This is a genomic window from Stenotrophomonas ginsengisoli, assembly GCF_001431485.1.
In the GTDB taxonomy this organism is placed as follows: domain Bacteria; phylum Pseudomonadota; class Gammaproteobacteria; order Xanthomonadales; family Xanthomonadaceae; genus Stenotrophomonas; species Stenotrophomonas ginsengisoli.
Map to the genome: position 1 here is coordinate 15,748 of NZ_LDJM01000033.1, position 13,326 is coordinate 29,073.

Consider the following 13,326-nt stretch of genomic DNA (forward strand, 5'->3'; position numbering starts at 1 on the left):
AGTGAATTACTTCGAATACAACTCGATGATCAGAGCTTCATTGATATCCGAAGGCAGGTCGGCGCGATCCGGAACAGCCTTGAAGATGCCGGTGAACTTCTTCGCATCGACTTCAACCCAGGACGGGTTCAGGTCGTGCTGTTCGGCAACGGTCAGGGCTTCCTGAACGCGGAGCTGCTTGGCAGCCTTTTCCGACAGGGCAACGACGTCGCCGGCCTTGACCTGGTACGAAGCCAGGTTCACCGACTTGCCGTTGACGGTCACGCCGCGGTGCGAAACCAGCTGACGTGCGGCCGGACGGGTGACAGCAAAGCCCATGCGGTAGACGACGTTGTCCAGACGGGTTTCCAGCAGCTGCAGCAGGTTCTCGCCGGTGTTGCCCTTCTTGGTCGAGGCCTTCTTGTAGTAGTTGCGGAACTGACGCTCCAGCAGGCCGTAGATACGCTTGACCTTCTGCTTTTCACGCAGCTGGGTGGCGTAGTCGGACAGCTTGCCCTTGCGGGCAGTGGCGCCGTGCTGGCCGGGCTTCTGCTCCAGCTTGCACTTGGAGTCCAGAGCGCGGGAGGGGCTCTTCAGCGACAGGTCAGCGCCTTCGCGACGAGCGAGCTTACAGGTAGGACCGATATAACGAGCCATTTCTTTATCGCTCCTTTAGACGCGACGCTTCTTCGGCGGACGGCACCCGTTGTGCGGGATAGGCGTCACGTCGATGATGTTGGTGATCTTGTAGCCGACGTTGTTCAACGAACGCACAGCCGACTCACGACCCGGACCCGGGCCCTTGATGCGGACTTCCAGCGACTTCACGCCGTAATCCAGCGCTGCACGGCCAGCCTTTTCGGCGGCAACCTGGGCAGCGAACGGGGTCGACTTGCGCGAGCCACGGAAACCAGCGCCACCGGAGGTAGCCCACGACAGGGCGTTGCCCTGACGGTCGGTGATGGTGACGATGGTGTTGTTGAACGAAGCGTGGACGTGGGCGACGCCGTCGGTGACAACGCGCTTGATCTTCTTCTTGGTCTGCTTAGCAGCGGGCTTAGCCATGTTCTAGTCCCTTACTTCCTCAGAGCCTTACGCGGACCCTTGCGGGTACGGGCATTGGTCTTGGTGCGCTGGCCGCGCAGCGGCAGGCCACGACGGTGACGCAGGCCGCGGTAGCAGCCCAGGTCCATCAGACGCTTGATGGCGATACCGATTTCGCGACGCAGGTCGCCTTCGACGATGTACTTGCCGATCTCGGCGCGCAGGCGCTCGATTTCCGGCTCGGACAGGTCACGGATCTTGGTGGTCGTAGCAACGCCTGCGACTTCGCAGACCTTCTTCGAACGGGTACGGCCAATGCCGTAAATGCTTTGCAACCCGACCCAGACATGCTTCTGGGCTGGCAGGTTGACGCCTGCAATACGCGCCATTACGCGGTTCTCCAGCTGAGTGTTGACCGACCGCGCACAAGAAAGGCGCAGAGTCGGCAGGATGGATCAAAAATAAAACGTGCGGGTACAGATTCCGGTGGTAGTGAAACCCATCCCGGTACAACAGGGGACGGGTACGGCGTGGGGAGTGTGCCCATGCTCCGGCGCCGGACCTGGCTGGTTTGCAGTTGCCTGCGCCCCGTCTGCGCTACTCCCGCGCAGAACAACCAATGTCGCACCCCCGCCCGGAATCGCTGCGGGGGCCGCCCTTCGTTTGGAGAGCGAACCGCGTAACGGAAAGCTCTCGCACAATGAAGACGAAATTGTAGCAGCGTTTAGCCGCGAGCGAAACCGCCGCGATTGCCGCCCTTCAGGTTGGCCTTTTTCAGCAGGCTCTCGTACTGGTGGCTCATCAGGTGGGCCTGGAGCTGGGCGATGAAGTCCATCACCACCACCACCACGATCAACAGCGAGGTGCCACCGAAGTAGAACGAGGTACCCAGCTGGGCACGCAGCATTTCCGGCAGCAGGCAGACGATGATCAGGTAGATCGCGCCGGCAGCGGTCAGGCGGGTCAGCACGCCATCGATGTAATCAGCGGTGGCCTTGCCCGGACGGATGCCCGGAATCAGGGCGCCCTGCTTCTTCAGGTTGTCCGCGGTTTCCTGGCTGTTGAACACCAGGGCGGTGTAGAAGAAGGCGAAGCCGGCAATCAGCGCACCGAACACGATCATGTGCAGCGGCTCGCCCGGGGCCAGCGCATTGGCGATCTTCTGCAGCCAGTTGGCTTCGGCCGCCTGGCCGGACCACAGGGCCACGGTGCCCGGGAAGGCCAGGATCGAGGAGGCGAAGATGGCCGGGATCACGCCTGCCATGTTCAGCTTCAGCGGCAGGAACGAGGTCTGGTTCATGTACGCATTGCGACCACCCTGACGACGGGCGTAGTTGATCGTAATGCGACGCTGGCCGCGCTCGACGAACACCACCAGGTAGGTGAAGGCCAGCACCACCAGGGTGATGATCAGCAGCGAGATGAAGCTCATGTCGCCGTTGCGGAAGGCACCCAGGGTCTGGATAACCGCAGCCGGCAGGCCGGCGACGATACCGGCAAAAATGATCAGGGAAACACCGTTGCCGATGCCGCGCTCGGTCACCTGCTCACCCACCCACATCAGGAACATGGTGCCGGCAGTCAGGGCCACAACAGCGGTGAAGACGAACATCGGGCCCGGGTTGTAGACCACCGGCACGCCGCCGGAGGACTGACCCTGCAGGGCCAGGGCGATCGAACCGCCCTGCACGATCGCCAGCAGCACCGCGCCGATGCGCGAGTACTGGGTGATCTTGCGGCGACCGGACTCACCTTCCTTCTGCAACGCCTTCAGCGTCGGGAAGATGTGCACGGCCAGCTGCATCACGATCGATGCCGAGATGTACGGCATCACGTTCAACGCAAAGATACTCAAGCGAGCAAGAGCGCCACCGCTGAACATGTTGAACATGTCAACGATGCCGCCCTGCTGCTGCATGAGCGCAAGCATGGCATCGGGATTCACGCCAGGCACCGGGATGTAGCAGCCGATGCGGTAGACGATCAATGCCCCGATGACAAACAACAGACGCTGACGAAGTTCGGTGAACTTGCCAGAGCCGCCGAGGTTACCAATGCCAGCTTGCGCCATGTCTCACTTACTCCTGAATGCTGCCGCCGGCAGCTTCGATAGCAGCCTTGGCACCAGCCGTGGCAGCAATACCCTTCAGCACGAATGCCTTGGTCAGGTCGCCCTTGATGACCAGCTTGGCCTTCTTGGCGGTAGACGGCACCAGGCCGGCAGCGCGCAAGGTGGCGAAGGTGATCTCACCGGCTTCCAGCTTGTCCAGCTGGTAGGTCAGCACTTCAGCGGTCAGCTTGGCGATCGGCGAACGGAAGCCGATCTTCGGCAGACGACGCTGCATCGGGGTCTGGCCGCCTTCGAAGCCGGCCTTGATCTTGCCGCCGCCCTTGCGAGCGAAGGAGCCCTTGTGGCCGCGGCCGCAGGTCTTGCCCAGGCCCGAACCGATACCACGGCCGACGCGGGTACGCTCGGTGCGGGCACCGGCGGCCGGAGCCAGGTCATTGAGACGCATAGTCATGGTCAATTACTCCTCGACCTTAACCAGGTAGGACACCTTGTTGATCAGACCGCGAACCTGCGGGCTGTCCTTCAAGGTACGAACCGAGTTGAGCTTGTTCAGGCCCAGAGCCTTCACCGACAGGCGGTGACGGGACTGGGTGCCACGCAGACCACCGACCAGACGGACGGTGACGGTCTTGACGTTGTCATTAGCCATGGATCAGATCCTCCACCTTCTTGCCGCGCTTGGCAGCAATACGGGCCGGCGACTGGGCTTCGGACAGACCCTTCAGGGTTGCACGGACCAGGTTGATCGGGTTGCGCGAACCGGTGGCCTTGGCCAGCACGTTCTTCACGCCAACCGCTTCCAGCACAGCGCGCATGGCGCCGCCGGCGATGACACCGGTACCTTCCGAAGCCGGCTGCATGAACACGCGAGCAGCGCCATGGCCCGACTTCACGGTGTGGAACAGGGTGCCATTGTTCAGCTCGACGCTGACCATGTTCTTGCGGGCCTGCTCCATCGACTTCTGGATGGCGACCGGCACTTCACGTGCCTTGCCGTAACCGAAACCGACCTTGCCTTCGCCGTCGCCGACCACGGTCAGGGCGGTGAAGGTGAACTGGCGACCACCCTTGACGGTCTTGCTGACGCGGTTGACCGCGACCAGCTTTTCAATCATGCCGTCATCGATCTTTTCTTCGCGGTTTCGATCGCGATCGCGACCCCGCGACTGACGTTCTTCTGCCATGAGAATTTCCTAGTGAGTTGAATTATGTACGGCGTCCAGCGCCGCTTGTAGTTGTGGGTTACAGCGTTGTTGCGCAGCCACCTGCACAAGAGGCGGGGCGCCCGGTACAACCCGTACCGGCAGGCAGGACAAGGCGCGACGCAATGCGCCGCGCCTTGCTTCAATCAGAACTGCAGGCCGGCTTCGCGGGCCGCTTCAGCCAGGGCCTTGATGCGGCCGTGGAAGCGGTAACCGGAACGGTCGAATGCAATCTTGGTCACGCCAGCGGCCAGGGCGCGCTCGGCAACCAGCTTGCCAACCTTGGCAGCGGCTTCGATGTTCTTGCCGTTCTTCAGGCCTTCGGCAACGTCGGTCTGGGTGGTGTTGGCAGCAGCCAGCACCTTGGAGCCGTCGGCGGTGAAGACCTGTGCGTACAGGTGCTGGCCGGTGCGCAGGACCGACAGACGAGCCACACCCAGGTTGCGGATGTGTGCACGGGTCGACTTGGCGCGACGCAGGCGGGCGGTGTTCTTGTTCATTTTCTTTGTCCTCGAAAGCTGAAGCCCTAGTGATTAGGCCTTCTTGGCTTCCTTGCGAATGATGACTTCACCGGCGTACTTCACACCCTTGCCCTTGTAGGGCTCCGGCGGACGGTAGCCGCGGATCTTGGCGGCAGCTTCACCGACGGCCTGCTTGTCAGCGCCCTGGACCAGAATTTCGGTCTGGGTCGGGGTCGACAGGGTCACGCCTTCCGGAGCAACGAACACCACCGGATGGGAGAAGCCCAGCGACAGGTTCAGGTCCTTGCCCTGCATGGCAGCGCGGTAACCCACGCCGACCAGCTCCAGCTTCTTTTCGAAGCCTTCGGTAACGCCCTTGACCATGTTGGACAGGATGGCGCGGATGGTGCCGGTCAGGGCAACCAGTTCGGCATTCTCGGTCTTCAGGGTGGCAACGCCGTCTTCGACGACGACTTCAATACCAGCGGACTTCGGCACGGACAGGGTGCCCTTCGGGCCCTTGACGGTGATCAGTTCCGGGGCAACGGTCAGTTCAACGCCCTTGGACAGGGCAACCGGCTTCTTGGCTACACGGGACATTATTCGATTACTCCCTTAGGCCACGAAGCACAGGACTTCACCGCCGACGCCCTGCTGGCGCGCCTGCGCATCAGTCATGATGCCCTTGGAGGTGGAGATGATGGCGATACCCAGACCGTTCATGACCTTCGGCAGATCGCTCTTGCCGCGGTACTGACGCAGGCCCGAACGCGAGAAGCGCTTCAGGGTTTCGATAACCGGCTTGCCCTCGAAGTACTTCAGGGTGATTTCCAGCTCGGCCTTGTTGTTTTCCAGCTTGGTGACGGTCACGTCGGTGATGTAACCCTCGTCCTTCAGGACCTGGGCAATCGCCAGCTTGATCTTGGAGGCCGGGGCCTTCACCGTCTTCTTGCCAACCGCGGCCGCATTCTTGATGCGGACCAGCAGGTCGGCGATGGGATCAGTCATGCTCATGTGCTTACCTTTGAGTGCACCGATATCCGCTTTCGCGAAAATCCGTTGTCTCCTGGGATTGGGCCAGGCCCCTTGCAACACCCGTGCTCACGTCGTGAAACGGGCAAGACGCGGGAGTATACGACAAAAGAGCCCGGGTTGCCCCGGGCTCTTTGAAAAACTTTCAGGTTCGAGGGGCACCAGGCCCCTCTCCCCTGCCCTGTTTGCCGACCGTGGCCGGCGCACAGGGGGATGTTGCTTACCAGCTGGCCTTGCGCAGGCCCGGCACGTCACCACGCATGGTGGCTTCGCGCAGCTTGTTGCGGCCCAGGCCGAACTTGCTGTAGACCGCACGCGGACGACCCGACATAGCGCAACGGGTGGTCTGACGGGACGGCGACGAGTCACGCGGCAGCTTGGACAGCTTTTCTGCAGCGGTGATCTTGTCTTCGTACGAAGCGGTGGTGCTGGAGATGATCTTCTTCAGCTCAGCGCGCTTGGCAGCGAACTTTTCAGCCAGCTTCTTCCGCTTGATGTCGCGGTTGACCATAGAGGTCTTTGCCATTTCGGTATCCTCGACGAATCAGTTACGGAACGGGAACTTGAAGGCAGCCAGCAGAGCCTTGGCTTCTGCATCGGTCTTCGCGGTGGTGGTGATGGCAATGTCCATACCACGAATCGCATCGACGGCGTCGAAGTCGATTTCCGGGAAGATGATCTGTTCCTTCACACCCATGTTGAAGTTGCCACGGCCATCGAACGAACGACCGGACACGCCACGGAAGTCACGCACTCGCGGCAGCGAGATGGTGATCAGACGGTCCAGGAATTCGTACATGGTGCCGCGACGCAAGGTGACCTTGCAGCCGATCGGCCAGCCATCACGGATCTTGAACGAAGCCACCGAGATGCGCGACTTGGTCACGACCGGCTTCTGACCACAGATCTTGGTCATGTCGGCGACGGCATTTTCCAGGATCTTCTTGTTGGTCGCTGCTTCGCCAACACCCATGTTCAGGGTGATCTTGACCAGCTTCGGCACTTCCATCGGATTGGTGTAACCGAACTGCTTCATCAGCGCCGGTACCACTTCTTCCTTATAAATCTTTTCGAGACGGGAAGTCATTCAATCATCCTCAGGCGTCGAGCGCCTCACCGCTGGAGCGGAACACACGAATCTTGCGTCCATCCTCCAGCACCTTGAAGCCAACGCGCTCGCCCTTGCCCGAAGCCGGGTTGACGATTGCCACGTTGGAGATATGGATCGAAGCCTCACGCTCGACCACGCCGCCGGCAACACCTGCCTGCGGGTTCGGCTTGGTGTGGCGCTTGACGATGTTCAGGCCAGCGACGACCACGCGGTCGCCGTCGACGCGAACGATTTCGCCCTGCTTGCCCTTGTCCTTGCCGGCGTTGACGACAACCTGGTCGCCCTTCTTGATACGGTTAGCCATGATTATCTCCTAGCGCTCACAGAACTTCGGGAGCGAGCGAGACGATCTTCATGAACTTCTCGGAACGAAGTTCACGGGTCACCGGCCCGAAGATGCGGGTGCCGATCGGCTCTTGCTTGTTGTTGAGCAGGACCGCGGCATTGCCGTCGAAGCGGATCAGCGAGCCGTCGGCGCGACGCACACCCTTGCGGGTACGCACCACGACGGCGTCATACACTTCACCCTTCTTGACCTTACCGCGCGGGATTGCATCCTTGACGGTGACCTTGATGATGTCACCGATGCCGGCGTAACGGCGCTTCGAGCCGCCCAGCACCTTGATGCACATCAGTTCCTTGGCGCCGGAATTGTCAGCGGCGTCGAGGTAGCTCTGCATCTGGATCATGAGTCAGGCCTCCTTATTCAGCCGCACGGGTGATGACTTCCACCACGCGCCAGTTCTTGGTCTTGGACATCGGAGCAATCTCGGTCAGCAGCACGACATCGCCTTCCTTGCAGGCGTTGTCGGCGTCGTGAGCGTGCAGCTTGGTCGAACGCTTGATGTACTTGCCGTACAGGGCGTGCTTGACCTGGCGCTCCACCAACACGGTGACCGTCTTGTCCATCTTGTTGCTGACAACACGGCCTTCGACCGTCTTCAGCGTCTTGTTATCGATTTCGCTCATCGCGGCAATCCTTACTTGGTGCTGCCGAGCAGGGTCTTGACGCGAGCAATCTCGCGGCGCACCCGGCGGGTTTCATGGGTCTTCGGCAGCTGGCCAGTGACCTGCTGCATACGCAGAGCAAACTGCTCCTTACGCAGGTCGATCAGGTGGGCCTTGAGGTCGGCAGCCGACTTCTCGCGGAGTTGTTTGATATCCATCAGCGCACCGTCCGGGTTACGAAAGTGGTGGTGACCGAGAGCTTGGCAGCGGCCAGGCGGAACGCCTCGCGTGCCACTTCCTCAGAAACGCCCTCAACTTCATAAATCATGCGGCCGGGCTGGATCTGGGCGACCCAGTACTCCACATTACCCTTACCGGAGCCCATACGGACTTCGATCGGCTTCTTGGTGATCGGCTTGTCCGGGAACACGCGGATCCACATCTTGCCGCCGCGCTTGACGTAACGGCTGATCGAACGGCGAGCCGCTTCGATCTGACGTGCGGTCAGCTGGCCATGGGCGGTTGCCTTCAGGCCGTATTCGCCGAAGCTGACAGCATTGCCGCTCCAGCTCAGGCCGTCATTGCGGCCCTTGTGTACCTTGCGGTATTTGGTTCGCTTGGGTTGCAACATTGTCGTTACCTCGCTTCACGAGCCGGGCGCGACGGACGGTCGTTGCGGTCGCCGCGGTCACCGCGGTCGCCACGCGGGCTGTCGTCCTGCTTTTCCTGGCCAACTTGAGAGAAATCAAAGACTTCGCCCTTGTAGATCCAGACCTTGATACCGATGATGCCGTAGGTGGTGCTGGCTTCAGCGGTGCCGTAATCGATGTCAGCACGCAGGGTGTGCAGCGGCACACGGCCTTCGCGGTACCACTCCGAGCGGGCAATTTCTGCACCGTTCAGACGGCCACCGACGTTGACCTTGATGCCCAGGGCACCCAGGCGCATCGCGTTGCCGACAGCGCGCTTCATGGCGCGGCGGAACATGATGCGACGCTCCAGCTGCTGAGCAATCGACTCGGCAACCAGCTGTGCGTCCAGCTCCGGCTTGCGCACTTCGGTCACGTTGATGTGCGCCGGGACGCCCATCATGTCGCTGACTTCCTTACGCAGCTTCTCGATGTCCTCACCGCGCTTGCCAATCACCACGCCCGGACGGGCGGTGTGGATGGTGACGCGGGCGGTCTTGGCCGGACGCTCGATCAGGATCTTGGAGATACCTGCAGCAGCGAGCTTCTTGCGAAGCATTTCACGGACCTTGAGGTCAGCAGCCAGGTAGCTGGCGAACTCGGCCTTGTTGGCGTACCACTTGGAGTTCCAGTCCTTGGAAATACCCAGGCGGATACCAATCGGATGAACTTTATGACCCATCGTTATTTACCCTCGCCCACGACCACAGTGATGTGGCTGGTGCGCTTGAGAATGCGCGTGCCGCGGCCCTTGGCGCGGGCCATGAAACGCTTCAGGGACGGACCTTCATCAACCATGATGGTCTTGACCTTCAGCGCATCGATATCGGCGCCCATGTTGTTTTCGGCATTGGCAATTGCCGACTCCACCACCTTCTTGATCAGGTGGGCAGCCTTCTTGTCCGAAAACTTCAGCAGGTTGACAGCGCGCTCGGCCGGCAGGCCACGGACCTGGTCAGCGACCAGACGTGCCTTCTGAGCAGAGATGCGCGCGGTGCGCAGGATTGCTTTCGCTTCCATTGTCATCTCTCCTTACTTCGACTTCTTGTCACCACCGTGACCCTTGAAGGTCCGGGTGATGGCAAATTCGCCGAGCTTGTGACCGACCATGTTCTCGTTGACCAGCACCGGAACGTGGTTCTTGCCGTTATGCACGGCGATGGTGATGCCTACCATTTCCGGCAGGATCATCGAACGGCGCGACCAGGTCTTGATCGGCTTCTTGCTACCCGCAGCGGCCTCCACCTTCTTGACGAGGTGGTGATCGACGAACGGGCCCTTCTTGAGTGAACGTGCCATGGTCGATTAGCCCCTACGATCGCGGACGATGAACTGCTGAGTGCGCTTGTTATGGCGCGTCTTGTAGCCCTTGGTCGGGACACCCCACGGGGTGACCGGATGCGGGTTACCCTGGCCGGCCTTGGCTTCACCACCACCGTGCGGGTGGTCAACCGGGTTCATGGCTGCACCGCGGACGGTCGGCTTGACACCGCGCCAGCGAGCGGCACCGGCCTTGCCCAGCTTTTCCAGGTTGTGTTCGTCGTTGCCGACTTCACCGATCGTGGCGCGGCACTCGACCGACACCTTGCGCATCTCACCCGAACGCAGACGCAGGGTGGCATAGACGCCTTCACGGGCGACCAGCTGGACGCCAGCGCCGGCGGCGCGAGCGATCTGGGCACCCTTGCCCGGCTTCAGTTCGATGGCGTGGATGGTGCTACCAACCGGGATGTTGCGCAGCGGCAGGGTGTTGCCGGTCTTGATCGGTGCGTTGGCACCGGCAATGACCTGGTCACCAGCCTTCAGGCCCTTCGGGGCGATGATGTAGCGGCGCTCACCGTCGACGTAGCACAGCAGGGCGATATGGGCAGTGCGGTTCGGATCGTATTCGATACGTTCCACGCGAGCCGGAATACCTTCCTTGTTGCGCTTGAAGTCGATCAGGCGGTAGTGCTGCTTGTGACCGCCACCGATATGACGGGTGGTGGTGCGACCGTGGTGGTTACGACCACCGGTCTTGCTCTGCTTTTCCAGCAACGGAGCGTACGGAGCGCCCTTGTGCAGGTCCGGCGTGACCACGCGCACGGCCGAACGGCGGCCGGGGGAGGTGGGCTTGAATTTCATCAATGGCATCGGATGTACCTCAGGCCTTGGCCGTTACATCGATCGACTGGCCTTCGGCCAGACGCACGTACGCCTTGCGCCAATCGCCACGACGGCCAGCGCGGTTACGGAAGTTCTTGCTCTTGCCCTTCACGTTGACCACATTGACAGCCTCGACCTTGACGTCGAACAGCTTTTCGATAGCAGCCTTGACGTCAGCCTTGGTGGCTACGGTCGAGACTTCGAAGACGTACTGGTTGGAGAGTTCCTGCAGGCGCGCGGTCTTTTCAGAGATCCGCGGTGCGAGCAGCACGCTGAAGATTTTTTCGTTGCTGCTCATGCCAGCCACTCCTCGACCTTCTTGACGGCCTCAGCGGTGATGATCACCGAATCGGCACCGACCAGGGACACCGGATCCAGACCCTGGACGTCACGGACCTGCACGTACGGCAGGTTGCGAGCGGACAGGTACAGGGCTTCCGAAGCGTCTTCGGTCACGATCAGCGGACGCTTGCCGGCGTTCAGGCCAGCCAGCTTGTCAGCCAGAACCTTGGTCTTGGCAGCGTCGACGTCGAAAGCTTCGACGACGGTGATGCGGCCCTGACGGTTCAGCTCGGACAGGATCGCGCAGACGGCTGCACGGTACTGCTTGCGGTTGACCTTCTGCTCGAACGAACGCGGCTTGGCCGCGAAGGTCACGCCACCGCCAACGAAGATCGGAGCGGTCAGAGCGCCGTGACGTGCGCCACCGCCCTTCTGCTTCTTCGACTTCTTGGTGGTACCGGCCACTTCCGAGCGGGTCTTCTGTGCCTTGGTACCGGCGCGAGCGGCGTTGCGGTAGGCAACGACAACCTGGTGAACCAGATCGCCATTGAATTCGCGGCCGAACACGGCTTCGGAGACCGAGACCTTGTTGTTGCTACCCGTGATAACGAGTTCCATCGTCATCTCTCCTTATGCCTTGCTCGCCGGACGGACGATCACGTCGCCGCCAGCAGCGCCCGGGACGGCACCGCGCACGGCAATCAGACCGCGCTCGACATCGACCTTGACCACTTCCAGGTTCTGGGTGCTCTGCTGCACATCACCCATGTGGCCGGACATCTTCTTGCCCGGGAACACACGACCCGGAGTCTGACGCTGACCGAGCGAACCCGGCGAACGATGCGACAGCGAGTTACCGTGGGTGGCATCACCCATGGTGAAGTTATGGCGCTTGATGGTGCCCTGGAAGCCCTTACCCTTGGTGACACCCTGGACGTCGACCTTCTGGCCAACTTCGAAGATGTCCGCCTTGATTTCGCCGCCGATGGCGAATTCGCCCAGCTTGGCGTCTTCAACGCGGAATTCCCACAGGCCACGACCGGCTTCAACCTTTGCCTTGGCAAAGTGGCCAGCTTCCGGCTTGTTGACCAGGGCAGCGCGACGGGCGCCCACGGTCACCTGCACGGCGGAGTAGCCGTCGGTTTCGACGGTCTTGATCTGCGCGATGCGGTTCGGGGTTGCTTCGATCAGGGTCACCGGGATGGACTGGCCATCTTCAGTGAAAACGCGGCTCATGCCAGCCTTGCGGCCCACGAAGCCCAACGAATACTTCTTCGTCATCCTCGTAGTCCTCAGGCCAACTTGATCTGCACGTCGACACCGGCCGCCAGTTCGAGCTTCATCAGCGCGTCAACGGTCTTGTCGTTCGGATCAACGATATCGAGCACGCGCTTGTGCGTGCGGGTCTCGTACTGGTCACGCGCGTCCTTGTCGACGTGCGGGGAGACGAGGATGGTGTAACGCTCGATCTTGGTCGGCAGCGGAATCGGGCCACGCACTTGGGCGCCGGTTCGCTTAGCCGTCTCAACGATCTCGCTGGCCGAACGGTCGATCAAACGATGATCGAACGCCTTCAGCCGAATTCGGATCTTTTGGTCCGCCATGACGGGTTCCTTGAATATAAAGAGCGACAGACAGGGCCTCTGGGTTGCCCTGCCCCACGATTAATCCATCTACAAAGACGCCGCGCACTCCGGCACGGCGACAAGGTCAGTCCCTGGACCTCAAAAACCAAGGCAGACCAAGACTACTGGCCTGCCCAGACGCGAGAGTATATCGGACGTGCTCAAAGGAGGTCAATAGCGGACTATTGACCCCCGATGAACGACCGACTATCCATGTCTGGGGAACACGAGAAACATCCTGTTTCTCTTTTCCCGGTTTGGCACCCCGCTGCCCTACCCAGGGAACAACGGGGCGCACATTTTACACCAAATTACTTGGTGATCTGGGCAACCACGCCGGCGCCGACGGTACGGCCGCCTTCGCGAATGGCGAAGCGCAGGCCTTCGTCCATTGCCACCGGGTTGATCAGGGTGACGGTCATCTTGACGTTGTCACCCGGCATCACCATTTCCACACCTTCCGGCAGCTCGATGGCGCCGGTGATGTCGGTGGTACGGAAGTAGAACTGCGGACGGTAGCCCTTGAAGAACGGGGTGTGACGGCCGCCTTCGTCCTTGGACAGGACGTAGACTTCGGACACGAACTCGGTGTGCGGCTTGATCGAACCCGGCTTGGCCAGAACCTGGCCGCGTTCGACGTCGTCACGCTTGGTGCCGCGCAGCAGCAGACCGGCGTTGTCGCCTGCCTGGCCCTGGTCCAGCAGCTTGCGGAACATTTCCACGCCGGTGACGGTGGT

General features: G+C 61.2%; 26 protein-coding genes. All 26 read right to left on the reverse strand.

Annotation, left to right across the window (positions count from 1 at the left end; genetic code table 11):
- Positions 1-6: 6 nt before the first annotated feature.
- Entirely contained in the window at positions 7-636 is a 630-nt protein-coding gene (gene rpsD / locus ABB30_RS12530) for a 30S ribosomal protein S4 (RefSeq protein WP_057638658.1), read from the reverse strand.
- Between the two features lie 15 nt (positions 637-651).
- Positions 652-1,044 carry a 30S ribosomal protein S11 gene (rpsK, locus tag ABB30_RS12535; protein WP_057638659.1) on the reverse strand — a complete coding sequence of 131 codons (393 nt, stop codon included), beginning with the start codon at positions 1,042-1,044 and terminating at the stop codon, positions 652-654.
- 11 nt (positions 1,045-1,055) lie between these two features.
- Entirely contained in the window at positions 1,056-1,412 is a 357-nt protein-coding gene (gene rpsM, locus ABB30_RS12540; protein ID WP_057638660.1) for a 30S ribosomal protein S13, read from the reverse strand.
- A gap of 335 nt (positions 1,413-1,747) precedes the next feature.
- The gene (secY, locus tag ABB30_RS12545; protein ID WP_057638661.1) at positions 1,748-3,094 is read right to left on the reverse strand and encodes a preprotein translocase subunit SecY; all 1,347 of its coding nucleotides are present in this window, start codon (positions 3,092-3,094) and stop codon (positions 1,748-1,750) included.
- Positions 3,095-3,101: 7 nt separating this feature from the next.
- Positions 3,102-3,545: a 50S ribosomal protein L15 gene (rplO, locus tag ABB30_RS12550; protein WP_057638662.1), complete on the reverse strand. Its 444-nt coding sequence runs from the start codon at positions 3,543-3,545 to the stop codon at positions 3,102-3,104.
- Positions 3,546-3,551: 6 nt separating this feature from the next.
- The gene (gene rpmD / locus ABB30_RS12555) at positions 3,552-3,743 is read right to left on the reverse strand and encodes a 50S ribosomal protein L30 (protein ID WP_057638663.1); all 192 of its coding nucleotides are present in this window, start codon (positions 3,741-3,743) and stop codon (positions 3,552-3,554) included.
- Entirely contained in the window at positions 3,736-4,278 is a 543-nt protein-coding gene (rpsE, locus tag ABB30_RS12560; RefSeq protein WP_057638664.1) for a 30S ribosomal protein S5, read from the reverse strand. The genes rpmD and rpsE overlap by 8 nt, the downstream gene beginning before the upstream one ends.
- A gap of 164 nt (positions 4,279-4,442) precedes the next feature.
- Positions 4,443-4,796, reverse strand: a complete 354-nt coding sequence (gene rplR, locus ABB30_RS12565) for a 50S ribosomal protein L18 (protein WP_057638665.1) — start codon at positions 4,794-4,796, stop codon at positions 4,443-4,445.
- Positions 4,797-4,829: 33 nt separating this feature from the next.
- The gene (rplF, locus tag ABB30_RS12570; RefSeq protein WP_057638666.1) at positions 4,830-5,357 is read right to left on the reverse strand and encodes a 50S ribosomal protein L6; all 528 of its coding nucleotides are present in this window, start codon (positions 5,355-5,357) and stop codon (positions 4,830-4,832) included.
- 15 nt (positions 5,358-5,372) lie between these two features.
- Positions 5,373-5,771, reverse strand: a complete 399-nt coding sequence (rpsH, locus tag ABB30_RS12575) for a 30S ribosomal protein S8 (RefSeq protein ID WP_057638667.1) — start codon at positions 5,769-5,771, stop codon at positions 5,373-5,375.
- A 238-nt stretch (positions 5,772-6,009) separates the two neighbouring features.
- On the reverse strand, positions 6,010-6,315 hold the full coding sequence (gene rpsN / locus ABB30_RS12580) for a 30S ribosomal protein S14 (protein ID WP_057638668.1): 306 nt from the start codon (positions 6,313-6,315) through the stop codon (positions 6,010-6,012).
- A gap of 18 nt (positions 6,316-6,333) precedes the next feature.
- A complete protein-coding gene (gene rplE / locus ABB30_RS12585; protein ID WP_057638669.1) occupies positions 6,334-6,876 on the reverse strand; it encodes a 50S ribosomal protein L5 in 543 nt (180 codons plus the stop codon).
- A 10-nt stretch (positions 6,877-6,886) separates the two neighbouring features.
- Positions 6,887-7,204, reverse strand: a complete 318-nt coding sequence (gene rplX, locus ABB30_RS12590; RefSeq protein ID WP_057638670.1) for a 50S ribosomal protein L24 — start codon at positions 7,202-7,204, stop codon at positions 6,887-6,889.
- A 16-nt stretch (positions 7,205-7,220) separates the two neighbouring features.
- Complete coding sequence (rplN, locus tag ABB30_RS12595) at positions 7,221-7,589, reverse strand: 50S ribosomal protein L14 (protein ID WP_014161372.1); 369 nt, start codon at positions 7,587-7,589, stop codon at positions 7,221-7,223.
- Between the two features lie 13 nt (positions 7,590-7,602).
- The gene (gene rpsQ, locus ABB30_RS12600; RefSeq protein WP_057638671.1) at positions 7,603-7,869 is read right to left on the reverse strand and encodes a 30S ribosomal protein S17; all 267 of its coding nucleotides are present in this window, start codon (positions 7,867-7,869) and stop codon (positions 7,603-7,605) included.
- Positions 7,870-7,880: 11 nt separating this feature from the next.
- The gene (gene rpmC / locus ABB30_RS12605) at positions 7,881-8,066 is read right to left on the reverse strand and encodes a 50S ribosomal protein L29 (protein WP_057638672.1); all 186 of its coding nucleotides are present in this window, start codon (positions 8,064-8,066) and stop codon (positions 7,881-7,883) included.
- Complete coding sequence (gene rplP / locus ABB30_RS12610) at positions 8,066-8,479, reverse strand: 50S ribosomal protein L16 (RefSeq protein ID WP_057638673.1); 414 nt, start codon at positions 8,477-8,479, stop codon at positions 8,066-8,068. Before rplP ends, rpmC begins: the two co-directional genes overlap by 1 nt.
- A 5-nt stretch (positions 8,480-8,484) precedes the next feature.
- Positions 8,485-9,219 (reverse strand): 30S ribosomal protein S3, encoded by a 735-nt coding sequence (gene rpsC / locus ABB30_RS12615; protein ID WP_057638674.1) that lies wholly within the window; start codon positions 9,217-9,219, stop codon positions 8,485-8,487.
- 2 nt (positions 9,220-9,221) lie between these two features.
- On the reverse strand, positions 9,222-9,557 hold the full coding sequence (gene rplV, locus ABB30_RS12620; protein ID WP_057638675.1) for a 50S ribosomal protein L22: 336 nt from the start codon (positions 9,555-9,557) through the stop codon (positions 9,222-9,224).
- 12 nt (positions 9,558-9,569) lie between these two features.
- Entirely contained in the window at positions 9,570-9,836 is a 267-nt protein-coding gene (gene rpsS / locus ABB30_RS12625) for a 30S ribosomal protein S19 (RefSeq protein ID WP_057638676.1), read from the reverse strand.
- A 6-nt stretch (positions 9,837-9,842) separates the two neighbouring features.
- A complete protein-coding gene (gene rplB / locus ABB30_RS12630) occupies positions 9,843-10,670 on the reverse strand; it encodes a 50S ribosomal protein L2 (protein ID WP_057638677.1) in 828 nt (275 codons plus the stop codon).
- Between the two features lie 10 nt (positions 10,671-10,680).
- Positions 10,681-10,980, reverse strand: a complete 300-nt coding sequence (gene rplW, locus ABB30_RS12635; protein WP_057638678.1) for a 50S ribosomal protein L23 — start codon at positions 10,978-10,980, stop codon at positions 10,681-10,683.
- Positions 10,977-11,582 carry a 50S ribosomal protein L4 gene (gene rplD, locus ABB30_RS12640; RefSeq protein WP_057638679.1) on the reverse strand — a complete coding sequence of 202 codons (606 nt, stop codon included), beginning with the start codon at positions 11,580-11,582 and terminating at the stop codon, positions 10,977-10,979. The genes rplW and rplD overlap by 4 nt, the downstream gene beginning before the upstream one ends.
- Positions 11,583-11,594: 12 nt before the next feature.
- Entirely contained in the window at positions 11,595-12,245 is a 651-nt protein-coding gene (gene rplC, locus ABB30_RS12645) for a 50S ribosomal protein L3 (RefSeq protein ID WP_057638680.1), read from the reverse strand.
- A gap of 11 nt (positions 12,246-12,256) precedes the next feature.
- The gene (gene rpsJ / locus ABB30_RS12650) at positions 12,257-12,568 is read right to left on the reverse strand and encodes a 30S ribosomal protein S10 (RefSeq protein WP_057638681.1); all 312 of its coding nucleotides are present in this window, start codon (positions 12,566-12,568) and stop codon (positions 12,257-12,259) included.
- Positions 12,569-12,900: 332 nt separating this feature from the next.
- The coding region (locus ABB30_RS12655; protein WP_245626505.1) for an EF-Tu C-terminal domain-related protein at positions 12,901-13,326 on the reverse strand (426 nt) is incomplete at its 5' end.